At 72.0% G+C, this 26,317-nt stretch carries 25 protein-coding genes and 1 pseudogene; 16 read left to right on the top strand and 10 right to left on the bottom strand.

The genetic code is table 11. The annotated features are described in order from the left end of the window. Nucleotides 1-11: 11 nt before the first annotated feature. Nucleotides 12-1,448, top strand: coding sequence for a helix-turn-helix domain-containing protein (locus tag ACZ4LX_RS26210; protein ID WP_467638585.1), 1,437 nt, complete (start codon nt 12-14; stop codon nt 1,446-1,448). Between the two features lie 168 nt (nt 1,449-1,616). After that, nucleotides 1,617-2,453 carry an alpha/beta fold hydrolase gene (locus ACZ4LX_RS26205; protein WP_467638582.1) on the top strand — a complete coding sequence of 279 codons (837 nt, stop codon included), beginning with the start codon at nt 1,617-1,619 and terminating at the stop codon, nt 2,451-2,453. A gap of 104 nt (nt 2,454-2,557) precedes the next feature. Here the strand turns inward: ACZ4LX_RS26205 and ACZ4LX_RS26200 are convergent, their stop codons facing one another. The 4 genes from ACZ4LX_RS26200 to ACZ4LX_RS26185 all read right to left on the bottom strand — a co-directional run bounded on the left by ACZ4LX_RS26200 (nt 2,558) and on the right by ACZ4LX_RS26185 (nt 6,016). Continuing rightward, a complete protein-coding gene (locus ACZ4LX_RS26200; protein ID WP_467638655.1) occupies nt 2,558-3,550 on the bottom strand; it encodes an NAD(P)H-dependent flavin oxidoreductase in 993 nt (330 codons plus the stop codon). Between the two features lie 71 nt (nt 3,551-3,621). Continuing rightward, the gene (locus ACZ4LX_RS26195; protein ID WP_467638580.1) at nt 3,622-4,401 is read right to left on the bottom strand and encodes a CoA-transferase subunit beta; all 780 of its coding nucleotides are present in this window, start codon (nt 4,399-4,401) and stop codon (nt 3,622-3,624) included. Beyond that, a complete protein-coding gene (locus ACZ4LX_RS26190; RefSeq protein ID WP_467638653.1) occupies nt 4,398-5,246 on the bottom strand; it encodes a CoA transferase subunit A in 849 nt (282 codons plus the stop codon). The genes ACZ4LX_RS26195 and ACZ4LX_RS26190 overlap by 4 nt, the downstream gene beginning before the upstream one ends. Before the next feature lie 14 nt (nt 5,247-5,260). After that, on the bottom strand, nt 5,261-6,016 hold the full coding sequence (locus tag ACZ4LX_RS26185) for an enoyl-CoA hydratase family protein (protein ID WP_467638577.1): 756 nt from the start codon (nt 6,014-6,016) through the stop codon (nt 5,261-5,263). A gap of 216 nt (nt 6,017-6,232) precedes the next feature. Between ACZ4LX_RS26185 and ACZ4LX_RS26180 the strand changes: the two genes are divergently transcribed. Beyond that, nucleotides 6,233-7,153: an SDR family oxidoreductase gene (locus ACZ4LX_RS26180; RefSeq protein WP_467638574.1), complete on the top strand. Its 921-nt coding sequence runs from the start codon at nt 6,233-6,235 to the stop codon at nt 7,151-7,153. Nucleotides 7,154-7,209: 56 nt separating this feature from the next. Here the strand turns inward: ACZ4LX_RS26180 and ACZ4LX_RS26175 are convergent, their stop codons facing one another. Then, nucleotides 7,210-7,701: a nuclear transport factor 2 family protein gene (locus ACZ4LX_RS26175; RefSeq protein ID WP_467638571.1), complete on the bottom strand. Its 492-nt coding sequence runs from the start codon at nt 7,699-7,701 to the stop codon at nt 7,210-7,212. Continuing rightward, nucleotides 7,698-8,573: an LLM class F420-dependent oxidoreductase gene (locus ACZ4LX_RS26170; RefSeq protein WP_467638569.1), complete on the bottom strand. Its 876-nt coding sequence runs from the start codon at nt 8,571-8,573 to the stop codon at nt 7,698-7,700. The genes ACZ4LX_RS26175 and ACZ4LX_RS26170 overlap by 4 nt, the downstream gene beginning before the upstream one ends. Before the next feature lie 209 nt (nt 8,574-8,782). Here ACZ4LX_RS26170 and ACZ4LX_RS26165 point away from each other — a divergent pair, with 209 nt between their 5' ends. Continuing rightward, complete coding sequence (locus ACZ4LX_RS26165) at nt 8,783-9,397, top strand: TetR/AcrR family transcriptional regulator (protein WP_467638567.1); 615 nt, start codon at nt 8,783-8,785, stop codon at nt 9,395-9,397. A 120-nt stretch (nt 9,398-9,517) separates the two neighbouring features. Continuing rightward, nucleotides 9,518-10,294, top strand: coding sequence for an SDR family oxidoreductase (locus ACZ4LX_RS26160; protein WP_467638564.1), 777 nt, complete (start codon nt 9,518-9,520; stop codon nt 10,292-10,294). Between the two features lie 67 nt (nt 10,295-10,361). On the opposite strand, the gene casG is transcribed toward ACZ4LX_RS26160, so the two are convergent. Continuing rightward, nucleotides 10,362-12,017 carry a steroid-24-oyl-CoA synthetase gene (gene casG / locus ACZ4LX_RS26155; RefSeq protein ID WP_467638561.1) on the bottom strand — a complete coding sequence of 552 codons (1,656 nt, stop codon included), beginning with the start codon at nt 12,015-12,017 and terminating at the stop codon, nt 10,362-10,364. 331 nt (nt 12,018-12,348) lie between these two features. On the opposite strand from casG, the gene ACZ4LX_RS26150 reads away from it, so the two are divergent. From ACZ4LX_RS26150 to ACZ4LX_RS26120, 7 genes are all read left to right on the top strand, one after another. Further along, complete coding sequence (locus ACZ4LX_RS26150) at nt 12,349-13,968, top strand: ABC transporter substrate-binding protein (RefSeq protein WP_467638560.1); 1,620 nt, start codon at nt 12,349-12,351, stop codon at nt 13,966-13,968. Between the two features lie 157 nt (nt 13,969-14,125). Then, nucleotides 14,126-15,094, top strand: a complete 969-nt coding sequence (locus ACZ4LX_RS26145) for an ABC transporter permease (RefSeq protein WP_467638557.1) — start codon at nt 14,126-14,128, stop codon at nt 15,092-15,094. Next, nucleotides 15,087-16,121 (top strand): ABC transporter permease, encoded by a 1,035-nt coding sequence (locus ACZ4LX_RS26140; protein ID WP_467638554.1) that lies wholly within the window; start codon nt 15,087-15,089, stop codon nt 16,119-16,121. The genes ACZ4LX_RS26145 and ACZ4LX_RS26140 overlap by 8 nt, the downstream gene beginning before the upstream one ends. Further along, nucleotides 16,118-17,170, top strand: coding sequence for an ABC transporter ATP-binding protein (locus tag ACZ4LX_RS26135; RefSeq protein WP_467638552.1), 1,053 nt, complete (start codon nt 16,118-16,120; stop codon nt 17,168-17,170). The genes ACZ4LX_RS26140 and ACZ4LX_RS26135 overlap by 4 nt, the downstream gene beginning before the upstream one ends. Next, entirely contained in the window at nt 17,167-18,201 is a 1,035-nt protein-coding gene (locus tag ACZ4LX_RS26130) for an oligopeptide/dipeptide ABC transporter ATP-binding protein (RefSeq protein ID WP_467638549.1), read from the top strand. The genes ACZ4LX_RS26135 and ACZ4LX_RS26130 overlap by 4 nt, the downstream gene beginning before the upstream one ends. Then, a complete protein-coding gene (locus tag ACZ4LX_RS26125; protein ID WP_467638546.1) occupies nt 18,198-19,424 on the top strand; it encodes an NADH:flavin oxidoreductase in 1,227 nt (408 codons plus the stop codon). The genes ACZ4LX_RS26130 and ACZ4LX_RS26125 overlap by 4 nt, the downstream gene beginning before the upstream one ends. After that, entirely contained in the window at nt 19,421-20,821 is a 1,401-nt protein-coding gene (locus ACZ4LX_RS26120) for an amidase (protein ID WP_467638543.1), read from the top strand. Before ACZ4LX_RS26125 ends, ACZ4LX_RS26120 begins: the two co-directional genes overlap by 4 nt. Before the next feature lie 106 nt (nt 20,822-20,927). Here the strand turns inward: ACZ4LX_RS26120 and ACZ4LX_RS26115 are convergent, their stop codons facing one another. From ACZ4LX_RS26115 to ACZ4LX_RS26105, 3 genes are all read right to left on the bottom strand, one after another. Beyond that, nucleotides 20,928-21,707 carry a hypothetical protein gene (locus tag ACZ4LX_RS26115; RefSeq protein ID WP_467638541.1) on the bottom strand — a complete coding sequence of 260 codons (780 nt, stop codon included), beginning with the start codon at nt 21,705-21,707 and terminating at the stop codon, nt 20,928-20,930. Nucleotides 21,708-21,928: 221 nt separating this feature from the next. Next, on the bottom strand, nt 21,929-22,267 hold the full coding sequence (locus tag ACZ4LX_RS26110; RefSeq protein ID WP_467638538.1) for a hypothetical protein: 339 nt from the start codon (nt 22,265-22,267) through the stop codon (nt 21,929-21,931). Nucleotides 22,268-22,312: 45 nt separating this feature from the next. After that, on the bottom strand, nt 22,313-22,546 hold the full coding sequence (locus tag ACZ4LX_RS26105) for a hypothetical protein (protein ID WP_467638535.1): 234 nt from the start codon (nt 22,544-22,546) through the stop codon (nt 22,313-22,315). Nucleotides 22,547-22,748: 202 nt separating this feature from the next. Between ACZ4LX_RS26105 and ACZ4LX_RS26100 the strand changes: the two are divergent. From ACZ4LX_RS26100 to fabG, 4 genes and pseudogenes are all read left to right on the top strand, one after another. Then, nucleotides 22,749-23,673, top strand: a pseudogene (locus ACZ4LX_RS26100) (RNA polymerase sigma-70 factor). Between the two features lie 427 nt (nt 23,674-24,100). Beyond that, nucleotides 24,101-24,952, top strand: a complete 852-nt coding sequence (locus ACZ4LX_RS26095) for a HipA family kinase (RefSeq protein WP_467638532.1) — start codon at nt 24,101-24,103, stop codon at nt 24,950-24,952. Continuing rightward, nucleotides 24,949-25,332, top strand: a complete 384-nt coding sequence (locus tag ACZ4LX_RS26090; RefSeq protein ID WP_467638529.1) for a DUF3037 domain-containing protein — start codon at nt 24,949-24,951, stop codon at nt 25,330-25,332. The genes ACZ4LX_RS26095 and ACZ4LX_RS26090 overlap by 4 nt, the downstream gene beginning before the upstream one ends. 216 nt (nt 25,333-25,548) lie before the next feature. Continuing rightward, nucleotides 25,549-26,310: a 3-oxoacyl-ACP reductase FabG gene (gene fabG / locus ACZ4LX_RS26085; RefSeq protein WP_219567929.1), complete on the top strand. Its 762-nt coding sequence runs from the start codon at nt 25,549-25,551 to the stop codon at nt 26,308-26,310. The last annotated feature ends 7 nt before the right edge of the window (nt 26,311-26,317 follow it).

Below are 26,317 nucleotides of genomic sequence, written 5' to 3'. Positions count from 1 at the left end.
GGGGGGCAGCCATGGCGGGAACCAGCGGGGCGACCGGCGGACCGGAGCGGTCGCCCGGGGCGGGGAATCCGGCCCGGCCGCTCCGGGGCCATGGCGAGGAACGGGACGCACCGGCCGCGATCGGCCTCCGGGTGAAACAGCTGCGCAAGGCCCGTGAACTGACGCAGCGACAACTCGCCGAGCCCGCGTACACCGCCGCGTACGTCTCCACCCTGGAAGCCGGCAGGGTGCAGCCCTCCGAGGCCGCTCTCCGTCATATCGCCGGCCGGCTCGGTGTCGCCTACGAGGAGGTCGCCACCGGCAGGCCCACCCACATCACCACGGCGCTCCGGATGGAACTGGCCGACGCCCAGCGGATACTGGCCGTCGAGGACGCCGCCGACGCAAGGGCCGCCTACGAGCAGCTCCTCGCCCGTACCGAGGAGTACGGACTCACCCAGGAGCGGGCGTCGGCGCTCGTGGGTCTCGGGGAATGCGCGCTGGAGACGGGCGAACTCGCCGAGGCCCTGGCCCGGTTCGAAGCGGCCGAGCACGCACTGGCCGGTGATCCGCTTCCCGCCCGGGCGCGGGCGGTCCGGGGCAGGTCGGTCGCCCACTACCTGGCCGGTGAGCTGCGCTACGCGTGCTATCTGCTGGAGAGCGCCATCGACGAACTCAACACGTCCGGGCTGCACGACCCGGGCGCGCTGCTCCAGCTCTACACGGCCTCGATCGCCCCGTACATGGACATGGGCGCCCACGCCCGTGCCGCGCAGGCGGCCGAACTCGCCCTCGCCCTGGTGCCGCAGGTGTCCGACCCCGCCCTGGTCGCCGCGATGCACCGCACGGTGGCGCGCACCCTGCTGGCCGAGGGGAGGATCGACGCCGCACAGGCATCGCTGGCCCGCGCCACCGAGCTCTACCAGCAGCTCCAGATCCGTACCGAACTCGCCCACTGCCACTGGATGCGGGGCTATGTCTGCGCCCAGCAAGGCGACCTCGCGCAGGCGGAGAGGGAGCTGCGCACCGCGCACTCGATGCTGATGTCCAAGCGGGCGGCCCTGTACGTCTCACAGGTGGAGGTCGAGCTCGCCGACGTCCTGCGAAGGGGCGGGAAGTCGGTGCAGGCCGCGGAACTTCTGGAGAGCCTGCTGGCCGGACTCACCTCCGGCCGCGGTGCGTTGCACGCAGGCGGCGCCCACCGGCTTCTCGGACTGATCGCCGAGGAGGCCGGTGACGCCGAGGCGGCCGAACTGCACTACGCCACCGCGCTCTCCCTGCTCGAACAGACGGGAGCCGCCGGGGACCTCGCCGACATCTGCCGGCTGCTCGGAGACCTGTTGCGCGGTGAGGGACGGACGGAAGAGGCGCTGAACGCCTACCGGACCGGCCTCGGACACCGTGCCGAACCGGGTACCACCACTCTCGGCCCCGCCCCCGCCCGGCCGCCGTTCGGCCGCTGGGCCTGACGGAGGACGCCCCGCCCCGGGCCGTCCTCGGCCGTCCTCGGCCCTGCCCGGCCGTCGCCTCGGCAACTGTCGTCGCCCTGGCGACCCCCGTCGTGCCGGCCACTGCCTTCGCCCGCACGACGACATTCGTACAAGACCCCTGGCGGACAGCCCCGGCACCATCCCGGCATGAGTGAATTCGACGCTGAACTCGCGCACGGCATGCACGTGGTCCACGACGGCCCGAGGGAGGGGCCACCGATGCTGCTCATCCATGGATCGGGGGCCTCGGGCGGCACCTGGAGTCCGATGGTCCCGGCACTCGCCGCCCGCCACCATGTCATCCGGATCGACCTTCCCGGCTGCGGCCAGTCCCCGCCCGCGGCGTCCTACGACGTGCCCGCGCAGGCGGGCCGGCTGGCGGCGCTCCTCGACGGTCTCGGCCTCCGCCAGGCCGCCGTGGCCGGGCATTCCAGTGGCGGCTACGTCGCCACCGCGCTCGCGGAAGGGCGACCGGACCTGGTGCGGTCGCTCGCACTGCTCAGCACAGGACCGAGTCTCGACGCGTTCCTTCCGCAACCGGCCGTCCTCCGGCTCCTGCTGGGCCCGCCCTTCGGCCCGCTCCTGTGGTCGCTCCGCTCGGACGCCGCGATCCGCGGCGGGATCGGAGCGACGGCCGCTCGCCCGGTGGACATCCCGGACGACCTCGTCGCCGGGGTACGGGGCACCACGTACCGCGCGTTCCGGGCGGTGTCCCGCCGGAACATCGCCTACGTCGACGAGCGGAGCGTGCCCGAGCGTCTGGCCGCCCTCAAGGTGCCGCTGCTGGTGGTCTTCGGAGACGCGGACCCCCGCTGGGAGCCGTCTTCGGCGCTCCGGTACGGGGCGGTGCCGGGCAGCCGGGTCGAACTGCTGCCCGGCGTCGGGCACCTGCCGCTGCTCGAAGCGCCGGAGGCGACCAGCGATCTCCTCCTGCGCTTCGCGGCCGAGACCGCCGGCACCCCGCCCGCCGCTCCGGCGGCCTGAGGCCGTCGTACGGATCATGCCGGACTCCGCGAGCCCGGCATGATCCGTACGAAGGGTCCCGCCGCGGTGGCGTCAACCCGCCCCGGGCAGACGCCGCGGTGGCATCAACCCGCCCCGGGCAGCGCCTTCAGCGTCGCCAGGGCCTCGTCCATGATCCGTTCGACCAGCTCCGAGCAGGACGGCAGGTCCTCGATCAGCCCCGCCACCTGCCCCGAGGCCATCACCCCGATGTCCGTACGCCCCTCGACCAGCGAGGCCTTCAGCAGCATCGGGGTGTTGGCGGCCAGCAGCACCTGACTCCAGGTCAGTTCCTTGCCGTGCTTCATCGCCAGCCCGTCGCGGACCAGTTGGGGCCAGCTCGCACCGGACTCCTTCCGGAAGGCCGAGGCGTGCCGCAGAGCCCGCAGCAGCGAGGTGGCGCGGCCGGAGCGCTCCAGCGAGTCGACCATGGAGGTACGCAGCATCCGGTGCGGCAGTCCGTCGACCCGCGTGGTCACCGTGACGTCCTTGACGGTGGCCGCCAGGTACTTCGCCTTCACCGCGTCGGGGACGGTGCTGTCGGAGGTGAGCAGGAAACGGGTGCCCATGCCGATGCCCGCCGCCCCGTAGGCCAGCGCGGCGACCAGACCGCGGCCGTCGTGGAAACCGCCCGCCGCGATCACCGGGATGCCGACGGCGTCCACGACCTGGGGGAGCAGCACGGTGGTGGCCACGTCACCGGTGTGACCGCCGCCCTCGCCGCCCTGCACCATCACCGCGTCGGCTCCCCAGGCGGCGACCTTCTCCGCGTGCCGGCGGGCGCCGATGGAGGGGATGACGACGACACCGGCGTCCTTGAGCCGGGCGATCAGGTCCCTGGAGGGGGCGAGCGCGAAGGACGCCACCCGCACCCCCTCGTCGATGATGACGCGGACCCGCTCGCCCGCGTCACCCGCGTCCGCGCGCAGATTGACGCCGAACGGGGCGTCCGTGCGGGACCTGACCTCGCGGACCGCCGCGCGGAGCTGCTCGACGGTCATCGTCGCGGAGGCCAGGATGCCGAGCGCCCCCGCGTTGGCGGAGGCCGACACCAGCCGGGGACCGGCCACCCAGCCCATCCCGGTCTGCACGATCGGGTACCGCACTCCGGTCAGCTCGGTGAGCGCGGTCGGGAACGGCACGGGCCCGCTCACGCCGGGACCTCGCGCTCGCGCAGCCCCCGGGGGTCGATGACCTCGCGGATCAGCCGGAGCTCGGCCTCGGTGGGCTCCCGGGTGAACGGCACCTCGTCGGGAATGGTGAGGGCGAAACCCGTTGCCTCGGTGACCTGTTCGACACTCACACCGGGGTGCAGCGAACGCAGCCGCATCGTCCGGCCGGGTGTCTCGAAGTCGAATACGCCCAGATTGCTGACGACTTCGGGGATGCGGTGGTAGCGGGTCGCGGAAGGCCCGGCCTCGGCCGCCCGGTCGTACCCGACTCCGCTGACCATGTCGACGTGCTCCACGAACACCCGCGCCGAGTGCTTGGGCACCCAGTAACTGGTCGGGTTGTTCAAGGTGTTGACAGGGGCGCCGCGCACCCCGAGCAGCTGGCGCGTGGGCCTCGCCCAGTCGCCGATGCAGGAGATGTTCTGGTTGCCGTGGCGGTCGATCTGGCTGGCGCCCATCATCACATGACGGCGGCCCGTGGCGGTGAGCGTCAGATGCTGGCGGAACGGCAGCCACCCCTCGACGCTCCCCGCCTTCGCCCCCACGGCGGGAGTGTCGGCGATGAGCAGCGCCTCCCCGTCGGTCAGCAGCAGTTCGGGGGAGAAGGTCAGCCGTGCCAGCCGGGCTCCGATGGCCGGGACGGTGCCCATGGGGCTGGCGAGGATCTCGCCCGCGCCCCGCCATGCCTCCGCGCAGGCCACCACGCAGTACTCGGCGCGGGTCGCCGCCTGGATGCCGGTGGTCTCGGTGCCGCTCATGCTTCCTCCTGGTGGAACGCGGTGACGGCGGCCTGGTAGGCGGCCTCGTCGCCGGACAGGAACCGTTCGGCGAAGGCGGGCCAGGCCTCGGGGTCGCGGGCGGCCCGGACGTAGGCGCGTTGGAAGGCCTCGTCCCGGTCGTGGTCGGGCACGCAGGAGGTGAAATGCGCGCCGTTGGGCGTTTCGACGACCCCGTCCACGAACATCCGCTTGATCAGCAGCGTCTGCGGCCCGTGCTCCTTGAGCAGGTCCGAGGTCTCCACGATCCGCTCGCAGGAGACGAAACCCTGGTCCGCGGCCTCGCAGAACAAATCGTCGAAGTACGGGTCGGGGCCCAGGTACTGAGCGTTGCCCTGGACATCGCAGCGGTTGAGATGGACCAGGGCCGCGTCCAGCCGCAGTGCCGGAGCCGCCACCAGCCTCTCCCCGTCCTCGTAGGGCGAAGTGACCGTACGCAGAGCGGGGTTGACCTCCATCAGGTCCGATCCCAGTCCGGCGCGCACCGGCATGAACGGCAGCCGCTGCGCCCCCGCCGTCAGGCCCCACATCATCATGGCCTCGTCCATCTCGACCATCTCGAAGGCGCCGCGCTGCCGGGCCGCCGTGAAGTGCGGCTCCAGCGGTATCGAGTCCAGCGTCCCGAAGGCCGCGACCAGCTTGCGGATCTTCCCGGCCGCCGCCAGCAGGCCCACGTCGGGACCGCCGTACGACACCACGGTCAGATCGGTGACGTCCGAGCGGAGCAGGGCCCGCACCAGGGCCATCGGCTTGCGGCGCGAACCCCAGCCGCCGATGCCGACCGTCATTCCGCTCTCCAGCCGGCCGACGACGTCGTCGGCCGTCATCGTCTTGTCCTGTGTCACGTCTGCTGCTCCTTGTCCGAGCCGAAGGTGTCGCGCACACGGTCGGCGACGCCGCTGAGATTGGCCTCGAAGGTGAAGCCCTGCTCGAAGCGGTAGCTGCGGCGTACGTCGACGGGGTCGATGCCGTTGATGGCGGCCTTGGCCAGCCGGATCAGAGAACCGTCCTTCGCGGCGATCTCCGCGGCGAGATCCAGGGCCGCCCCCGCGAGCCGGTCACGCGGTACGACGTCGAACACCGATCCGTGGCGGTGCAGTTCGCCGGCCGACACGGTGCGTGAGGTGTAGTACAGGGTCCGCATCAGATGCTGCGGGACCAGCCGTGCCAGGTGCGTGGCCGCGCCGAGTGCGCCGCGGTCGAGCTCCGGCAGGCCGAAGGACGCGTCGTCCGCCGCCACGATCACGTCGGCGTTGCCCACCAGGCCGATGCCGCCGCCCAGGCAGAAGCCGTGCACGGCGGCGACCACCGGGACCTCGCACTCGTAGACCGCCGCGAACGCCTCGAAGCAGCCCCGGTTGGCGCCGATCAGCGCCTCGGGCCCGGCCGCGCGCTGCAGCTCCTTGATGTCCACGCCCGCGTTGAAGCCGCGCCCCTCGGCGCTGAGCACCACGCAGCGGATGTCCGGGTCGGCCCCGGCGGCGCGTACCGCCGCGGCCAGGTCGTACCAGCCCTGAACGGGCAGGGCGTTGACCGGGGGGTAGTCCACGGTGACGAGGGCGATGCCCTCGCGTGGGACGGAGGTGGAGACACCCATGAGCAGATCAGCTACCTTTCCACCAAACGTTTGTTAGGCCCAAAAGGTAGCAGCGATACGGACGCCGCGGGAGGGTGTCATGCCACTCAGCGGTACCGGCGCCCTGTTCCCCGCGCATCGGACCCGCGCACCGGACCCCGCGCGTCGCACGTCGCGTGCGCACGCCGGACAGCGCACGTCGCTCACTGCCTGCCGCCCGTCGAAAGGACACCCGTCATGACCTCACCGACCGCCCTGTGTGCCGGACGCGTCGCCGTCGTCACCGGCGCCGGCCGTGGACTCGGCCGCGCCCACGCCCTCGCACTCGCCGCCGAGGGGGCGAAAGTCGTCGTCAACGATCTGGGCGTGGGGCTCGACGGCTCAGGCTCGGGCACCGGGCCCGCCCAGCAGGTCGTGAAGGAGATCCGCGCGGCCGGGGGCGATGCCGTCGCCCACAACGGTGACATCGCCACATCCGAGGGCGCCGCCTCCCTGGTCGCCACCGCGCTCGACTCCTTCGGCCGGCTCGACACACTCGTCAACAACGCCGGATTCCTCCGGGACCGGATGCTGGTCAACCTGGACGAGGACGACTGGGACGCGGTGATGCGCGTCCACCTCAAGGGGCACTTCCTGCCGCTCAAGCACGCGGCGGCACACTGGCGGGCCGAGGCGAAGGCCGGCCGGATGCCCGCCGCCCGCGTCGTCAACACCAGCTCGGGGGCCGGGCTGCTGGGCAGTGTCGGCCAGGGCAACTACGCGGCCGCCAAGGCCGGCATCGTCGGCCTGACCCTGGTGGCCGCAGCCGAGATGGGCCGTTACGGAATCCAGGTCAACGCGATCGCACCGGCCGCCCGGACCCGGATGACCGAGGCCACGTTCGCCGAGACGATGGCGGCCCCCGGAGAGGGCGCCTTCGACGCGATGGCCCCGGAGAACGTCTCGCCGCTCGTCGTCTGGCTGGGCTCCGCCGCGTCCGCCGGGGTGAGCGGCCGGGTCTTCGAGACCGAGGCCGGACGGATCACCGTGATGGAGGGCTGGCGGCCCGGCCCCACCGCCGACAAGGGCGCCCGCTGGACCCCGGCCGAGGCCGGAGCGGCGGTGACCGGTCTGCTGGCCGCCGCCGAGACGCCGCAGCCGGTGTACGGCGCCTCCTGACGCACCGGCGCGCGGGGTGGTGGCCCTACGTCACCACCCCGCGCGGCTACGGGCGTTCAGGAACCGGCCGGCTCACCCCGTACCCCGGCCACCAGCAGCACGGGAGACTCCTCGCGGCCGTCCAGGATGCGGTTGGTCCGGGTCACGACCTCCCAGCCGGACGCGGTGCGGCGCAGCCGCCAGTGGTTGGCCGTCGCCCGCCGCACCACGTACCGGCCGGACTCGTGGACCACCATCAGCGAATGGCACACCGCCACCGCCTCGTCGCCGTCCACCGTGATGTGCGGCGGGCCCACGACGTGGGCGCAGCCCTGCCGGATCCAGCCCTGGTGCGCGGGGGAGCGGACCATCTCACGGATCCGCTCCCGGCCCGCGAGGAAGATCTCGTCGATGTCGTACACGCCGTCAGGTGCCCACAGAGCGGCCACCGCCTCCGCGTCGCCCCCGTCCACCAGTGGCCCGTACGAAGCCATCGTGCGCGCGACGTCGCGCTCGTCCTCCAGCAGCCCGAGCCGTGCCTCGACGGCGGCGAGACGGTCCTCACTCATACCCGGGCCTCCGTAGCCGCCGTGAGGCCCGCGAGCGAGGCAAGGGCCTCCAGCTGCTCGGTGTAGTGGGCTGCCGACTCCGCGGTCAGGGAAGCGCTGACCAGCGTGGCACCGGCCTCGGACACCTTCCGCAACGCCTCGGACGTGCCGTCGGGATCGCCCGACGGATCGAGCGGGCGGCCCGCGCTCAGCACCACCTCGAAGCCCTCGGGCGGCGAGGCCGCGCCGACCATCTCGCGGAGCCGGTCGAGCGGCAGCCCGAAAGGCACCCAGCCGTCGCCGAGCGCGAGCGCCCGGCGCAGTGAACGCGGCGTGCGGCCCCCGATCCACAGCGGTACCCGGTCCTGCACGGCGTGCGGCTCCACCACCAGACCCCCGTAGTCGAAGTGCTCCCCGTGATAGGCCGGTTCGCGCCGGGACAGGGACGCCCGCAGGGCCGCGAGGGCGTCGTCGGCGATGGCCCCCCGTCCCTCGAACGCGGCGCCGAGCAACCGGAACTCCTCCTCCAGACTGCCTACGCCGAGACCCAGGACGACGCGCCCGCCGGAGAGACGGTCCAGCGTGCCGTAGCGCTTCGCTATCTCCAGCGGATGGTGGTAGCCGAGGACCAGGACCTGGGTGGCGAACCGGATCCGGTCGGTCCTGGCCGCCAGATAGCCGAACGTGGAGAGCGGGTCCCAGTAGGTGCCGCCGCGCTGCCCGGCGATCTCCGCGGGCACCGCGACATGCTCGGAACAGGTCAGATGGTCGAAGCCGAGCCGGTCCGCGGCCTCGGCGACCGCCCCCAGCTCCTCGATGCCGGCGGTCCGCTCCCAGGGGGAATGGACGCCGGGGACTGCCGTGACGACGGGACTGTTGATGCCGAGCCGCATAGGGGCACCTCTCTGGGGCAGAACGGGAGGGGTCGCAAGGGGAAGGTCCATCCAAGTCCGCCGCCCGGTCGCGTGCAGGCTCCGTCCCGGTGGGCGGGAGGCACCCGGGACGCCCGGGGCCGCGGGGCCGTCCCACTCAACGGAACGCCGCCTGCCGGGCCCGCGCGGCGCACGAGAACATCGGCGGCCGGCGGAAGGACGTCAGCACCGTGGCCCGGACGAACGGCGAGAGAACCCCCGCGCACCCCAGCTCACCCAGGCAGCACCGGCGCCACGCCCGCATGCTGCGGGCCGCGGCGCACCTCGGAGCCGTACACGGTCTCGAAGGCATGCAGATGCACGACGTGGCCCGGCGGTCCGGCGTCGCGATCGCCACGCTGTACCGCTACTTCCCCTCCAAGACGCATCTGTTCGCCGCCGTCCTCCACGACCAGGTGCGGCGCCTCGAAGACAGCACCCCGCCGCCACCGCCGGGCACGGCCCCGGTGGAGGCGGTGAGCGAACTGCTCACCGGGGCGAGCGCGCTGCTCTTCGAGCATCCGCTGCTGGCCCTGGCCATGCTCCAGTCCAACAACGTCTCCCACACCACCGGCGGCTCCGAACGCCACACGGACGAGATCATCGCGGACCTGGTCCTGCGCACGGCGGGGGTGACCGACCCCCGTGACGAGGACCGGCGCGTCGTCCGCATCCTGGAGCAGGCCTGGTACGGCCTGCTCACCACCGTTCTGTACGAGCGTTCCTCGGCCGAGGCGGCGCAGGACGGGATCCGGACGGCCTGCCGCCTCCTCCTCGGCCCGGTCCTCGCCGACCGGCGCCCCTGAGATCCCGGGGCCCCGCCCGCCCCTCGGCGTGCGTCCGTTCAGCGGGACGGCGGATGCCGGTCCTGTGCCGCACCTCCTACGGTGCCCGGGTAGGCAGCACCGACCACCCGAGGAGTACTCATGCCGCGCAACGTCGTCGTCACCGGATCCGGTTCCGGGATCGGTGCCGCTCTCACCGCCCTGTTCCGCTCCCAGGGAGACCGGGTGATCGGCGTGGACCTGCGCGGGGGTGAGATCGACGCCGACCTGTCCACGCCCGAAGGCCGTGCCGCAGCCGCCGCCGCGGTCGTCGAGGCGGCCGGGGGTGTGGTGGACGCGGTCGTCACCTGTGCGGGCACCTCCGTACCGGGAACCGCGATGGTGACCGTCAACTACTTCGGCACCACGGAGTTCCTGACGGCGCTGCGACCGGCTCTCGCCGCGGCCGAGCGGCCCCGCGTCGTGGCCATCGGCTCGATCTCCGGCACCCAGCCGCACGACCCGGAGGTCGTCGCCGCCTGCCTGGCCGGCGACGAGGCCACGGCCCTGGAACACGCCGGACGTGCCGTGGCCGACGGCCGCGCCCGGCAGCTGTATCCCTCGTCCAAGGCGGCTCTCGCGCAGTGGGCACGGCGCACCGCGGGCTCCGAGGGCTGGGCCGATGCCGGGATCCCCGTGAACGTCGTCGCGCCCGGCATCGTCCTCACCCCGATGAGCGCGGGCCTCTTCGACGATCCGGAGATGAGGAAGGTCATGGACGCGGCCGTCCCCATGCCGCTCAACGGCTATCTGGAGCCCGAGGACGTCGCACGGGCCGTGCAGTTCCTGGCCTCCGACGAGAACAGCCACATCACCGGGCAGGTGGTGTACGTGGACGGCGGCGCCGAGGCGACCCTGCGCGGGCCCGACCGGTTCTGAACCGTCGCACGACGGGTGGTGCCCCGGCAGCGTCACGCCGCCGGGGCACCACCCGCGTGTGTGCGTGTCAGACGCGCACCTCGGCACGGATCACCTTGCCGGTCGCGTTGCGCGGGAGGGCTTCGGTGGTCAGCCGCCACTGCTTGGGCACCTTGAAGTACGCCAGTGAGGCCGCCGCGTACTCCTGGAGCGCCTCCTCGGTGACCATCGAGCCCGCGGCGAGCACCACGACGGCGGCGACCTCCTGGCCGAGGTCGGGGTGCGGCACCCCCAGCACCAGACACTCACGGACGTCCGGGTGCTCGACGAGCACCGTCTCGATCTCGGCGGGGTACACGTTCTCGCCACCGCGGATGATCAGGTCCGACCGCCGGCTGCTCAGGAACAGCCGGCCCTCGCGCAACTGCCCCAGGTCCCCGGTGCACAGCCAGCGGTCCGCTCCGATGGCACCCGCGGTGGCCCGGGGATCGCGCCAGTAGCCCAGCATGTTGAACTGGCTGCGGACCCAGACCTCGCCCTCCTCGCCCTCCCCGAGCACCTCACCGGCGGGGTCGCGGATCTCCAGCTGCACACCGGTGACCGGCCGGCCGAGGGTTCCGGGAGCGGCCGCCAGTTCCTGCGCGCTCGCCGCGGCGACGCCGGTGCAGGTCTCCGTCAGCCCGTAGCTGTCCACCAGCGAGTCCTTCGCGAACGGCAGGCCCTGGCGCAGCCGCTCCTTGAACGCGGTCGACGACGGCGCCGAGGCCAGCGAGAACGACGTGAGCGAGGACGTGTCGTACCGGTCGGCGCCGCCGTGTTCGAGCATCCGGTGCGCCATGGTCGGCACCGCGCCCCAGTTGGTGACCCGCTCGCGCTCGACCATGCCCAGGACCGCGTCCACCTTGAACGAGCCCTGGTGCAGGGCGATCCGGCTGCCGGTGGCGAGCCGGGGCACGGCCAGATTGTGCAGGCTCGCGATGTGGAACAGCGGCAGCGTCAGCAGGTAGACGCGGTCCTGCGGTGCCAGCGGGTCGCCGAACTCCTGGAACACCGCGTCGTTCAGCCGGTGGTACTCGACGACGGCCAGCAGGTTGCGATGCGTGTGCACCGCCCCCTTCGGCCGGCCGGAGGTGCCCGAGGTGTAGAGGATGACCGCCGGGTCGTCCTCGGCCACGTCGGCGGACGGCAGCGGTGCGCCGGGGTGCGCCTCGACGAAACCGGTGATGTCGTCCTCCATGGACAGCACCGGCACCCCGCAGCCCGCCAGCTTCGGCTGCTGCCGGGCGTCGGCCACCACCAGAGCCGGCTCCGCGTTGTCGATGCCGTGCGCCATCTCCCGCGCCGACCACCAGGCGTTGAACCCGACCGCCACCGCGCCGATCGACACCGTGGCCCAGAAGGTCTGGATCCACTCGGGGGAGTTGGCGGCGGCGATGGCCACCCGGTCGCCCTTGGCGATGCCGTACTCCTCCCTCAGCACCTGCGCCAGCGAGGCGACCTGGGCAGCGTGCCCGGCGAAGGTGATCCGCCGGTCCGCGGTGACGATGTACTCCCGGTCGCCATGGGCGACGGAAGCGTGCAGGACCTCGTGCAGGGCCCGCTGCCGGTGGGTGAACACCGGCAGGCGGGTACCCAGCACATCGGCTTCGGACAGCTCGAAACGGCCGCCCGGGCCGGTGAGCCGGCCGATGATCTCGGCTGCTCCGGCGGGAGCGGCCGAGGAGTGATCCGTATCGCTGGACATCAGGTGACTCCTGTGCGTCTCGAACTCCACTGGGATCGCGGTCGAGGTCAGTGTCAGCAGGACCGGGCTCTTTCCTCATGGCTGATTCCGGTCACTGGGACACCGTTTCACGGCAGCGACCCGGCGACCACGGCCACATCACGCGCGCGGACGGGGCGGCACACGGCTCCCGGTGAGTGGGATACGTCACGTGGGCCGGATTTCGACGGCCGTAGCGTCCCCCCACCTGCTCCGGCCCCGGCCTCCCCACTCCGGTGCCACCTGCCTTCGGGCACCCGTTTTTCCCACCTTCCGGCACCGGTCCGACCGGCCCGGGCTCATGGAGGAAGAAATGAAGCGAGCACCACGGCACCGAGTCCGACTCGCCGCCACCCTGGCCGTCGCGGCGATGCTCACCTCCGCGTGCGTAGCGTCCGGCACCAAGGAATCCGACGGCGCCAAGACGCAGAAGACCGAACGCGGCCGGTACACCTTCGGCCTCATCGGCAAACAGCCCGACGGCGGCGCACCCGTCGACGGAGGCACCCTGCGCATCGCCGACTACGCCGAGGCCCGCAGCCTCAGCCCCGCCGTCACCTACGCCACCGGCGCCTCCGGCGGCTCCGCGCTCGCCGCTGTGTACGACGTACTGATGCGGTACGACACCGCCGCCAGGAAGTACGAACCCCAGCTGGCCAAGTCCCTGCGGAGCAGCGACGACCTGAAGACCTGGACGCTGAAGCTCCGTGACGGCGTGAAGTTCTCCGACGGCACCCCGCTCGACGCCGACGCGGTGACCGCCTCCCTCGCCTGGTACCAGAAGAACAAGGGCGCCGACACCGCGCTGCTCGCCCCGAACCTGGCCAAGGCCGAGGCCGCCGACGACTCCACCGTCGTCTTCACCCTGCGCAGCCCCTGGGCGACGTTCCCCGCGATGCTCGCCCAGGCACCCGGCATGATCGTCGCCCCCGCCGCGTACGCCGGAAAGACCTTCAAGCCCATCGGGGCCGGTCCCTTCGTCCTGGGCACGTACGCCCCCCAGGAGGAGATGGTCCTCAAGGCCAACAAGAACTACTTCAAGGGCAGGCCCCACCTCGACGCACTCCGCTTCACCTGGCCGCAGTCCGACCGCACCAAACTGGAGTCGCTCCAGGACGGCACCGTCGACCTGACGTACATGCGCAGCCCCGATGTCGTCGACGAGGCCGTGAAGGCGGGCCACCCCGGGGAGCTGACGCTCACCGGTCTCGGCAACATGATCGTCATCAACACGCGCAAGGGCCGGCCCGGCGCCGACCTGCGCGTCCGCAAGGCGATGGCCCTCGCTCTGGACCCCGAGCTCGACACCGAGCGCGCCTACCAGGGCAAGGGCCTGCCGGGCAAAGAGATCTTCCCGCCCGAATCGCGCCTGCACTCCGGGGTGAAGCCGCTGGGCGTCGACCTCGACCGGGCGAAGAAGCTCCTCGCCGAGGCCAAGAAGGACGGCTACGACGGCACGGTCACCTACATGGACGGCACCGACCCCGTCGCCAGGGCCAAGGGCGTCGTCACCAAGGCGATGCTGGAACGCGTCGGGTTCACCGTCAGACTCGACCTGGTCTCCTCGATCGCGGACCGGACGTCGAAGACCTATGTGGAGCACGACTTCGACATCAGCCGCGGCGCGGCGAGCATCTCCGAGAGCGATCCCTACCACCGGCTCCAGAGCGTCCTGAACTCCACGAGCTACGGCAACCCCGGCGGGTACGCCAACCCGAGGATGGACGCCCTGCTGGCCCGGCTCCAGGCCGCGGACGGGGACGCCGGGACCCAGCAGATCCTCGACGAGGTCCAGACCCTCTTCAACGAGGACGTCCCCCTGGTCAACCTGGGCGCGAGCGCCGCCTTCACCACCTGGGGAAAGAACGTGCACGGCATCGTTCCCACCGACGAGTACATGACTCTCTTCGGTGAGGCGTGGATCAGCAAGTGACGTCCCGAGGGCCGGACGGCCACCGCGGCACCCGTGGTGCTCCCGCTCACCGGGACACCGCCCCGGGCCGCCCGGCCCGCCCGCCCGCAGCCTCACCGCACCGCGATGCGCATCCCGTAGACCCGTGTGCCGCCACCGGGCAGAACTGGAGGAACCCATGAGTCCCGCCGCGCTGCGCCGGCCCGCCCTCAAGGTCCTGGAACTGGTGGGCGTGCTTCTCATCGCGAGCATGGGGGTCTTCTCCCTGGTGGTCCTGCTGCCCGGTGACCCCGCCGTCGACATCCTGGGCGCCGGCCGCTCGCCCGCCGAATACGCCGAGCTCCGCACGGAACTCGGCCTCGACCAGTCCCTGGTCACCCGCTACCTCGACTGGCTGGGCGGTGTCCTCACCGGGGACCTCGGCCAGTCCGTCGTACCGCCGCAGAGCGATGTCACCGACCGGGTGCTGTCCGCGCTGCCCGTCAGCTTCGAGATCGCCGCCCTCGGGCTGCTGATCGCCCTGCTGATCGCCGTACCGCTGGCCATGTGGTCGGCGTACCGCGAGAACTCGGCCGCCGACCGGATCATCGGCGCCGCGACCTTCGGGGTGCTGTCCGTGCCCGGCTTCCTCGCCGGACTGCTGCTGACCCTTCTCCTGGTCAACTCGGCGGGCTGGTTCCCGCGTTCCGAATGGGTCCGGCTCGGCGACGGCGACCTGCTGGGCAACCTGCGCCACGCCTTCCTGCCTGCCCTGACCGTGGCCCTCGCCGAACTCGCCATGTTCACCCGGGTCCTGCGCGGCGACCTGATCGTGACCCTGCGGGAGGACTACATCCTCGCCGCCCGCGCCAAGGGCATGAACCCGCTGCGCATCCTGTTCACCGACGCCCTGCGCCCCTCCTCGTTCTCCCTGGTCACCCTGCTCGGCCTCAGCCTCGGCCGGCTCATCGGCAGCACCGTCGTCGTCGAGTACCTCTTCTCGCTGCCCGGCATGGGGACGCTCGTCGTCAACGCGGCGGGCCAGGGCGACTACCCGATGGTCCAGGGCACCGTGCTCACCATCGCCGTGATCTACGTGGTGATCAACGCCGCCATCGACCTCTCCTACGGCTACCTCGACCCGAGGACGCGACGTGCTCATGTCTGACATCGCCCCGCGCACGCGGGCCGCCTTCCCGCCGCCCCTGCTCACCGCCCTGACCCTGACCGTCGTCGGCCTCGTCCTGCTGGGGTTCGGCGCGACGACGCCCCAGCTCGTGACGTCCGCCAAGGCGGCCCTCGCCCTCCTCGGCCTCGCCATGACGTTCGCCGGAGCCTCCAGACTCGGAAAGCACTGGGCCGGTCCTGGATTCGACCTGGTGTTCTGGTTCGGTGCGGGCTGGCTGATCCTGCTCGGCCTCGCGATCCTGCTCGCGCCGTGGCTGCCGATCGGAGAGGACCGGGACGTCGCCAGTACCGTCCTCGAACCGGTCTTCGCCACCCCGACGTTCACCGGGAGCAGTCCGCTCGGCACCAACGCCTTCGGCCTCGACCTGCTCGCCCGGTCCCTGTACGGTGCCCGGTCCTCGCTGGTCATCTCGCTGTCCGCGGTCGCCATCGGCACCGTGCTCGGCGGCGCGATCGGCATGGTGGCCGGCTACTTCCGCAAGGGCGTCGACCGCGCGGTGGGCATCGCCACCAACTCACTGCTCGCCGTGCCCCCGCTGATCCTGCTCATCGCGCTCGCCACCGTGCTTGAGCCGCGTCTGCGCAATGTCGCCCTCTCGCTGGCCCTGCTCACCATCCCCGGCATGGTGCGGCTCGCCCGTGCCACCACGATGGCCTACGCCAACCGCGAGTTCGTTGTGGCCGCCCGTGCCATGGGAGCCACCCGCTCCCGCATCCTGCTGCGCGAACTGCTGCCCAACGTCCTGCTGCCGCTGCTCTCCCTGGCGGTGGTGATGATCTCGGTCCTCATCGTCGCCGAGGCCTCGCTCAGCTTCCTCGGACTCGGCATCCAGCCGCCCGAACCCACCTGGGGAAACATGATCGCGGAGGGGGAGGGACACGTCTTCGAGGACCACCCGCACATCGTGCTCGTACCCGGCGCGTTCCTCTTCCTCACCGTCTTCGCCTTCAACATCGTCGGCGAGAAGGCTCGCGGGCGCTGGGACTCCCGGAGCGTGAAACTGTGACCACCACACCGTCGGCCGGTGCCACCGCACCCACCGGCCCCGAAGCGCCGGCACTGCTGACCGCCACCGCCGTACGCACCGCCTTCCACACCCCGCGCGGTCCCGTGCGGGCCGTCGACGGCGTCAGCCTGTCGCTCGCCGAGGGCGAGACCCTCGGCATCGTCGGCGAGTCCGGTTCGGGCAAGTCCGTGCTCGGCCGCACCCTCATGGGACTGATCACCGACGGCCCCGGCACCACCGTCTCCGGCACCGTCCTGCTCGGTGGCGAGGACGTGCACGCACTCACCCCGTCCGGCCGCAGATCCCTGTGGGGCACCGAGGTCGCCATGGTCTTCCAGGACCCGATGACCTCGCTGAACCCCGTGAAGAAGGTCGGCGCGCATCTGTCCGAGAGCGTCCGCGCGCACCTCGGCCTCGGCCGCGCCGAGGCCCGGGACCGAGCCGTCGACCTGCTCCGGCAGGTCGGCATCCCCGAACCCGCCCGGCGGGCCGGCCAGTACCCGCACGAGCTCTCCGGGGGCATGCGCCAGCGCGTCGTCATCGCCATGGCCCTGGCCTGCGGCCCGCGCCTGCTCATCGCCGACGAACCGACCACCGCGCTCGACGTGACCGTGCAGAAGCAGATCCTGGACCTCCTCCAGTCACTGGCCCAGGACCTGCGCATGGCGACCATCCTGATCAGCCACGACCTCGCCACCGTCGCCGGCCGCACCGACCGGGTCGCGGTGATGTACGCCGGCCGCCTCGTCGAGTACGCGCCCACCGAGGCCGTGTTCGCACGCCCCCGGCACCCGTACAGCAGTGCCCTGATCGCCTCGATCCCGCGCCTGGACCTGCCCCCGCACACCCTGCTCCCCACCATCGAGGGCCGACCGCCCAATCTGCTCCACCCGCCCCCCGGCTGCCGGTTCGCCCCCCGCTGCGATGCCGCCACCGATCACTGCGGGACCGAGTCACCGCCGCTCACCGGATACGCCGGTGACCGCGACACGGGCGGACTCGTCGCCTGCCACCACCCGCTCGGCGCCGTCGAGGAGGCCGCCGTATGACGACCACCCGCACCACCGCCACCACACCGGGCCCGAGGCCGCCCGCGCTGAGCGCGGAGAACCTCGTCGTGGAGTTCCCGGCCGGCGGCGGCCGCAAGGTACACGCCGTCTCCGGCGTCGGCCTGGACGTCGCGGTGGGCGAAACCCTGGGCATCCTGGGCGAGTCCGGCTGCGGCAAGTCCACCGTCGGCCGCTCCCTGATCCAGCTGCCGCCCCCGGACTCCGGCACCGTACGCCTCGGCGACGTCACGCTCACCGGCCTCGCGCCCGGCGAACTGCGCAGGGCACGGGCCCGGATGCAGATCATCATGCAGGACCCGGTCTCCGCCCTGAACCCGCGCCGCAAGGTCAGGGACCTGGTGTGGGAGGGCCCGTCGATCTGGGGGAGCGGCGATGACACCCGCGACAAGGACACCCGGATCGACGAGGCCCTTCGGGATGTCGGCCTCGACCCGGCGACCGTACGCGACCGCAGGCCGCACGAACTCTCCGGCGGCCAGTGCCAGCGCGTCTGCATCGCCCGCGCCCTGCTCCTGGACCCCGAGGTGCTGATCTGCGACGAACCCGTCTCCAGCCTCGACGTGTCCGTACAGGCGCAGATCCTCAACCTCCTGGAGACGGCGACCCGGCGGCGCGCGCTGAGCATGGTCTTCATCGCCCACGACGTGTCCGTCGTCAAGAACATCAGCGACCGCGTCATGGTCATGTACCTCGGCAAGGTCTGCGAGGTACTGCCCTCGGACGGAATGCAGCACGAGGCCGTCCACCCCTACACCCGGCTGCTGCTCGCCTCGCTCCCCGAGGCCCAGCGCGGCCCCGGACCCGGCGGGGACCCCGAGGACCCGGCCGCGGCCGCCGGAGCGGCCGGTGACCTCCCCTCGCCCCTTGACCCGCCCTCGGGCTGCCGCTTCCGTACCCGCTGCCCCCTGGCCACCGGCCTGTGCTCCGGGACGGAGCCACCACTCAGGGACATCCGGCCCGGCCACCGGGTCGCCTGCCACCACGTCGAACCGCAAAGGAACCCCGCGTGACCACCACCGAGACACCCGACGTCCTCGCCCCCGCCCAGCTGGGCCCGCTCAAGCTCCGCAACCGCGTCATCAAGGCGGCGACCTACGAAGGGCTCAGCCACAAGTCCCTGGTGACCCAGGACCTCGTCGACTTCCACGTCGCCTACGCGCGAGGCGGCGTCGGCATGACGACCGTCGCCTACTGCGCCGTGTCGAAGGAAGGGCGGACCGACCGGCACCAGATCCACTGGACCGACGAGGCGATGCCGGGGCTGCGCGTACTCACCGACGCCGTGCACGCCGAGGGCGCCGCGGTCTCCGCGCAGATCGGCCACGGCGGCCCCGTCGCCAACCCCAAGGGAAACGGCGCCCCCGCCCTCTCCCCCTCCAGGCACTTCCACGCCACCACCATCAGCTGGGCCCAGGAGGCGTCCCTCGACGACATCCGGCGCATCACCGAGGCACACGCCGAGGCCGCCCGCCGCGCCGTCGACGCGGGCTTCGACGCCGTCGAGGTCCACCTGGGCCACAACTACCTGGCCAGTTCCTTCCTCAGCCCCAAGGTCAACCACCGCACCGACGCCTACGGCGGCAGCCTGGAGAACCGGGCCAGGTTCGCCCGGGAGATCATGCGTGCCGTCCACGCGGCGGTCGGTGGCCGGATCGCCGTCATCGCCAAGATGAACATGGACGACGGGGTCCCGGGCGGCTTCTGGCTCGACGAGGCCATCCCCGTCGCGCAGTGGCTCGAACAGGACGGCACCGTCGACGCCCTGGAGATGACCGCCGGCAGCTCGCTCCTCAACCCGATGTACCTCTTCAAGGGCGACGCCCCGCTCGACGACTTCTCCGCGATCATGCCGCAGCCGATCAAGCTCGGGGTGAAGCTCGTCGGCAAGCGGTTCCTGCGCGCCTACCCCTACCGGGACGCCTATCTCCTGGAGGACGCCCGCCAGATCCGCGCCGCCGTGAAGCTGCCGATGATCCTGCTCGGCGGCATCACCGACAAGCCGGCCATGGACCTCGCCATGCGCGAGGGATTCGAGTACGTGGCCATGGCCAGGTCGTTGCTGCGCGAGCCCGACCTCGTGAACCGGATCAGCAAGGACGCCACCACCCCGTCCCTGTGCATCCACTGCAACAAGTGCATGCCGACCAACTTCACCGGCACCCGGTGCGTGCTCGTCGACCGTGGCACCACCCGCCGCGAGACCTGGGGCAAGCCCGCCGGGTACGTGGCGTGAGGCGCCCCGACGCCGTCGCCACGGCCGAGGCGGTGAGGAACGGCGAGACCGACGCCCGTACCGTCACCGAGCAGGCGATCGCCCGCGTCGAGCAGCACAACCCACGCCTCAACGCGGTGGTCCGCACCCGGTTCGAGGCCGCGCTCGCCGAGGTGGCGGCCGGTCTGCCGGACGGCCCGCTGCATGGCGTTCCCGTGCTGGTCAAAGACCTCGGCACCGAGGTGGCGGGGCTGCCGGCGACGGGCGGCAGCCGGCTCTTCGCCGACGCGACCGCGCACCGCGACAGCGAACTGGTGGCCCGCTACCGGCGTGCGGGGGCCGTCGTCCTCGGCACCACCAACACCCCCGAACTGGGTCTCAACGCCTCCACCGAGCCGGTCCTCTTCGGCCCCACCCGCAACCCGTGGAACACCGGCCGCTCACCGGGCGGCTCCAGCGGCGGCTCGGCCGCCGCCGTGGCCGCCGGAATGGTCCCGGCCGCGCACGCCAGCGACGGCGGCGGCTCGATCCGCATCCCGGCCGCCGCCTGCGGGCTGTTCGGCCTCAAGCCCAGCCGGGGACGCGTCTCTCCCGCCCCCCGCCCCACCACCCTGTCGGGCCTGGTCTCGGGCCACCACGCCGTCACCACGACCGTCCGGGACAGTGCCCTGCTCCTCGACGTCGTCGCCGGTCCCCTGCCCGGGGACGCGTACGCCGCACCGGCACCGGCCGCCCCCTTCGCCGAACTGGCCCGCCGCGACCCGGGGCGTCTGCGGATCGGCCTGATCACCGCGCTCCCGGACGGCCCCGACGTCCACCCCGACTGCGCCGGGGCCGCACGTGCCGCCGCCCTGCTGTGCGAACGGCTCGGCCACGCCGTGACCGAGACCACCGCCCGCTACCGCCCCGCCGAGGTCGGCCGCACCTCCGGAGTCCTGATGGGCGCCGACCTCGTCGCCCAGATCGACGCCCGGCTCGCCCAGCTCTCCAGACCCCTGGCCGACGACGACATCGAGCCGTTCACCCGCGTCCTGTACGACACCTACCGCGCCATGCCCGCCGCCGACGTCAGCCGGGCGCTGCGGCGCGCACAGGAGATCGGCTGGGAAGTCGGTGCGGCGTTCGGGCAGTTCGACGTCCTGCTCAGCCCGACTCTGGCGAGCCCCACCCCGCCGCTCGGCACCCTGGACACCACACACCCGGAGTCGGTGTACCGGCACGCGTCCGTGTTCTCGGCCTTCACCAGCGTGTACAACGTGACCGGGATGCCTGCCATGTCCGTTCCGTTCGGCCGTGACGGCGACGGCCTGCCCCTGGGCGTCCAGTTCGCCGCCCCGCTCGGCGGCGAGGGAACGCTGCTCGCGCTCGCTGCCCAGCTGGAACAGGAGGCACCCTGGGGGCCGCCGCCCGAGGGGTGACCGAAGGCGCCCGGCGGCAGCCGTCCCCGTACACTCCGGCATCCGTGCCGGGACACCGGCGAGGACGTGAGCCGCCGGCCGCGCCCCGGGGTGTGGGCGCCCGGGATCAGCCGGCGAACGGATCGAGCCCGCGCGCGTCTTCCTCCCGGACCACGTCGTCACGGTCGGGGCGCCGCACCTCGACCGGCGCGTCGTAGTCGTCGATGTCGACCAGTACGGGAGCGTCCTGGACTTCGAACTCGATGGCGCGGGGCGTGGGCGTCCCCGTCCCCGGCACGTGCACGACCACCTCGCCGTCCTCAGTCGTGTGCGTCAGCTTCACGCGCCGCTCGCCGTTCTCCGTACGGAGCCCGCCGCGCTCGGCGCTGGTCACGGAGGCAGGCACTCCCGTATAGGCGGTGTCCATCCGGCACAGGGACAGGGCGGCCCGACCGGTCAGGTGAGCGGCCGGTGACTCCACGTACTTCCCCTTCGCCTTCGCCACCGCGTCCTCGGCCGAGGCCAGCGCCTCGGGCCCCACGGTCCGCGCTGCCTCGATGGAGTCGCTCAGCGAGGTGTCGTCGTACGCCGACCAGGCACGGTCGCCGATGATGACGAACTCGGTTGTGGCGCCGAGCGTCGTGTAGCTGCCCGTGCAGTTGCCCTGCCGGTCGACGTGCAGATCGACACGGGTCCCCACCTCGTCCCTCACCTCCCCTTTGAGGCCGAAGGACCGGTACCCCTTGAACAGCGTCAGCGCCTGAGTCATCCGCTGTGCGTCGCTCACGGTCGGCTCGGGCGACGGCTTGCCACCCCCGGTGCCACCGCCGTCCCCGCCGCACCCCGCCAGTGCGCCCGCTGCCACCACGGCTCCGAGCACCACTGCGACCGTTCTTCGTGCCACCACTTTCCGGCACCTCCCCCTGTACGGCCGTGCCCGCCGTGGTCCGGCAGGCGGCTCAGCATCGCACCACGCCGGCCAACGGCCCGTCCCGGGGGTGCGGGTCGGACCCTCGGCCGGCCCCGTCCGTCAGGACGGCGTTGCGGCGCCCTGACGGACGGGGCCGGCTCGGTGGCTTCATGCCGATCCGCCTGCGGCCGACGACACTTTCTGCCGAGCGTCGCCGGCTACTTCCACACGACGGCCACGACCACCGCGGCCGCCGTGGCCGTGGCCACCGCGTAGAAGGCCCAGGCCGCTCTGGTGCGCATCCCTGCCAGCGCGATGACCGCCACCAGGACGTCGAGGGCCAGTTTCACGCCCATCTTGGCGTGCGGCACCGGCAGATCCTGGGCGAGACGGGTCCATATGAGGCCGAACCCGGTGACCAGCTGGATCACCGCGCTCGTCACCATGTAGCCGCCGGTCACAGGGTCCTTGCCGCGCAGCTGGTAGAAGATGCCGCCCAGGATCGCGGCGAACCCGAAGAGGTGGAAGACGAGGAACACATACCGGAGGGTTTCCATGACAGTGGTCTTTCTCTGTGAAGGCGGGTGGAAGGGGTGGTCAGGTCAGCCGGTGAAGGGAGCGGGGCCGAAGCGTCCCCGGCCGACGAACGCGGCCAGGACGGGATGGACGAGGTCCTCGGTGACCGTGGCTCGCTCGCCCCGGCGCAGCCGCCTCACGGCGGCGCCGCTGAACAGAACGACGAGTCCGGCTTCTCGCGGGCCACGATCGTCTTGAGAGCTGCCCGCGAGGCAGACGGCGGCCAGCACTCCGGCGGTGATCCACAGCGCGGTGTTCATCAGCAACTCCCTGTTCGAGGTCCTCCGGACCCGAGACGAGGCAGGGGGCGGTTCCGTGACATCGTGGCGCCCGATTCCAGGGAGATGTGGATCACATCCGGCAGGCCGTGGCCGCGATCTCCGGGTTCAGCGGAATCGCCCCGCCGCAGGCCGGGAAATGCCATGATCCGCAAGGGGTGTTCGCACAGTGGGGGAGCAAGGCGTGGGCAAGACGGATGAGTTCGTGGAGCTGAGACCTCTGCTGTTCTCGATCGCGTACCGGATGCTGGGCAGTGTCAGCGAGGCGGAGGACGCGGTACAGGAGACCTGGCTGCGCTACGACGCCTCGTCCACGCAACCCGGTGTCCGTCAAGGCGTTCCTGTCGACCACGGTGACCCGGATCTCGATCGACGTACTGCGCTCCGCGCGAGTGCGGCGGGAGGATTACGTCGGGCCGTGGCTGCCCGAGCCGCTGCTCGACGATCCGTACGAGGACCCGGCTCGCGCCGCGGAGCTCGCCGACTCGCTCTCGATGGCGGCGCTGCTGCTTCTGGAACGGCTCAGTCCGCTGGAGCGGTCGGTGTTCGTACTGCGGGAAGTCTTCGCCTTCGAGTACGAGGACGTCGCCGAGGCGGTCGGCCGTTCGCAGGCGGCGTGCCGGCAGCTGCTCGTACGGGCACGGCGTCACATGCAGGAGGGCAGGCCCCGGTTCGAGGCCGGCCCGGAGGAGCGGGACGAACTGGCGCGGCGGTTCTTCGACGCGATGGCGCAGGGGGACATGGAGGGGCTGCAGAGTCTGCTGTCCGACGACGTCCGGCTCGTCGGTGACGGGGGCGGCAAGGCGCCACAGCTGGCCAGGGCCGTCGCCGGTGCCGAGAACGTCGCACGGCTGCTGGCCACCGTTCACCCCGTGATGGTGCGTACCGGCGTCACCTGCACGCCCTGCCGGATCAACGGTCAGCCGGGGGCGCTCTTTCGCGATCGCGAAGGGAACGTCCTGCACACCTTCGTGCTGGATGTGCTGGACGGGAAGGTTCAGATGGTCCGTTCCGTCATCAACCCCGACAAGCTCGCCCACCTCGGACCGGTGGCCGACGTCTGGGCCGTCGACCGCGAAGTCCGGCGGGCTCGTCGGTCGCCGGCGTGAGTGCCCGGCCGGACCGGGGAGGCCGGCCGCCTACTCGATGAGCCCCGCGGCATGCCGCCTTCGCGCCGCCGCGTGCCGAGAGGGCGAAAGTCTGACGGCAGGCGGCAGTTTCGGAGGGCGGTTTCCATGCGCTTCGGCGACATCTCCGCCTCGGTCGTGCGCGAGCCGGAGAGGCCGTCGTGCCCCTGGCCCGGTGGCCGGATACTCCCTGCCGGCGATCACCCTCGGTTACTATGTTCGCTTATGCCGGATGCCGGAAGCGAGGGGGCACGGCGCCGTTGGCGGTCTGGTGGGGAGCGGGGAGACCGGCCTGCCGGCCAGGACTCCCCGGATTCTTCCCCACGCCGGCGGCCGGTGGTTCCCGCCTCTGAGTCCCGGAGAATTGGTCCGTGGATTATGAGGCTGAAGAGATAGGTGGCCTGGGAAAGTGTTGCAGGAGGTTGTAGCGACCCGCTATGTCACGCCTTTGCGTGAGGGGGGCTCGCTCCCCGGGATCGTCGAGGCCGACGACCTGGGTACGTACGTCATGAAGTTCACCGGAGCCGGACAGGGCCGCAAGACGCTCGTCGCGGAGGTGATCTGCGGGCAGCTCGGGCGGCGGCTCGGACTGCGCGTGCCTGAACTCGTGCAGATTCAGCTGGACCCGGTCATCGGTCTCGCCGAGCCCGACCAGGAGGTGCAGGAGCTGCTCAAGGCCAGCGGCGGGCTGAACCTCGGGATGGACTTCCTTCCCGGCTCCCTCGGGTTCGACTCGCTGGCCTATCAGGTGGACCCGCGCGAGGCCGGGCGCGTCGTCTGGTTCGACGCGCTGATCAACAACGTCGACCGGTCCTGGCGCAATCCGAACATGCTGATCTGGCACGGCGACCTGTGGCTCATCGACCACGGCGCCACCATGATCTGGCACCACAACTGGCCGGGCGCCCAGGCGTCCGCCGCCAAGCCGTACAACGCCTCCGATCACGCGCTGGCACCTTTCGGACCCGACATCGCGACGGCCGCGGCCGAGCTCGCCCCGCTGGTCACCGAGGAGCTGCTCACCGAGGTCGCGGCCGACGTCCCCGACGAATGGCTGGTCGACGAGCCGGGCTTCGAGTCGACGGACGAGCTGCGCCGTGCCTATGTGGCGGCGCTGCTGCCGCGCGCCGCCACCATTCACGAGCGGATCACCCTGGACGCGCCGACCGCGTCCAAGCCCTCCCAGGCCCCGGGCTGGCTGCTGGAGCGCCTCGCTCCCCGGCACGACGACGAGAACAGTGACAAGGGCGGCCGGCCGTGAGTGAGCGCGATGTCTTCGAGTACGCCCTCCTGCGTGTGGTGCCACGGGTCCAGCGCGGCGAGTTCTTCAACGCGGGTGTGGTGGTCTACTGCCGTGCCAAGGGGTTCGTCGCCGCCCGGACCGACCTCGACGAGGCCAAGCTCCGGGCCCTGGACCCCCGCGCCGACGTGACCGGGGTGCGGGCCGCCCTGTACGCCGTCGAGGGCGTCTGCCGAGGCGGTGCGGACGCGGGCCAGGCCGCCGGTGACGACGCCGGGCGGCGGTTCCGCTGGCTGATCGCGCCGCGCTCGACCGTCATCCAGCCCAGCCCGGTGCACAGCGGCCTCACCGCCGACCCCGCCGCCGAGGTCGAACGGCTGCTGGACCTGTTGGTGCGCTGATCGCACCCCTTCGGCGCCGCCCCCGCACTGCGCGGGGGCGGCGCCGTCCGGTGTGACATGCGCCGCTGCGTCCTCGGGCCGTTGACACCGGGTGCCAGGGCTTCTAGCGTCTCGTCTGCTGAAGGTACTAAGCGGTTGCTCAGTTGTCGGGGACGTTCTCGCGGGAATGTGCCCGACGTCCGCTGAGCCGCGATCCAAGGGCGAGGAGAGCCAAGCATGTCCACCACCGAGCAGCGCGTAGCCATCGTGACGGGAGCCGCACGGGGCATCGGTGCCGCCACCGCGGTACGCCTGGCGGCCGAGGGCCGCGCCGTCGCCGTACTCGACCTCGACGAGGCGGCCTGCAAGGACACCGTCGAGAAGATCACCGCCGCGGGCGGCCGGGCCCTCGCCGTCGGCTGCGACGTGTCGGACAGCGCTCAGGTGGAGGCCGCCGTCGCGCGGGTCGCCGCCGAGCTCGGTGCCCCGACGATCCTCGTCAACAACGCCGGTGTGCTCCGCGACAACCTGCTCTTCAAGATGAGCGAGTCCGACTGGGACATCGTGATGAACGTGCACCTCAAGGGCGCTTTCCTGATGGCCAAGGCCGTCCAGAAGCACATGGTGGACGCCAAGTTCGGCCGGATCGTCTCGCTCTCCTCCTCCTCGGCGCTCGGCAACCGCGGCCAGGCCAACTACGCCGCGGTCAAGGCGGGCCTGCAGGGCTTCACCAAGACGCTCGCCAAGGAGCTCGGCAAGTTCGGCATCACCGCCAACGCCGTGGCGCCCGGTTTCATCGTCACCGAGATGACCGCGCAGACCGCGGAGCGCGTCGGCATGGGCTTCGAGGAGTTCCAGGCCGCCGCCGCCACCCAGATCCCGGTGCAGCGCGTCGGCTTCCCCGAGGACATCGCCAACGCCATCGCCTTCTTCTCGGGTGACGACGCCGGCTTCGTCTCCGGCCAGGTCATGTACGTCGCCGGCGGACCGCTCAACTGACCCGAAG

Source organism: Streptomyces sp. NPDC026062 (assembly GCF_055568375.1).
Note: the sequence above shows the minus strand (reverse complement) of the source record. Positions and strands in the feature narration are given on the sequence as shown.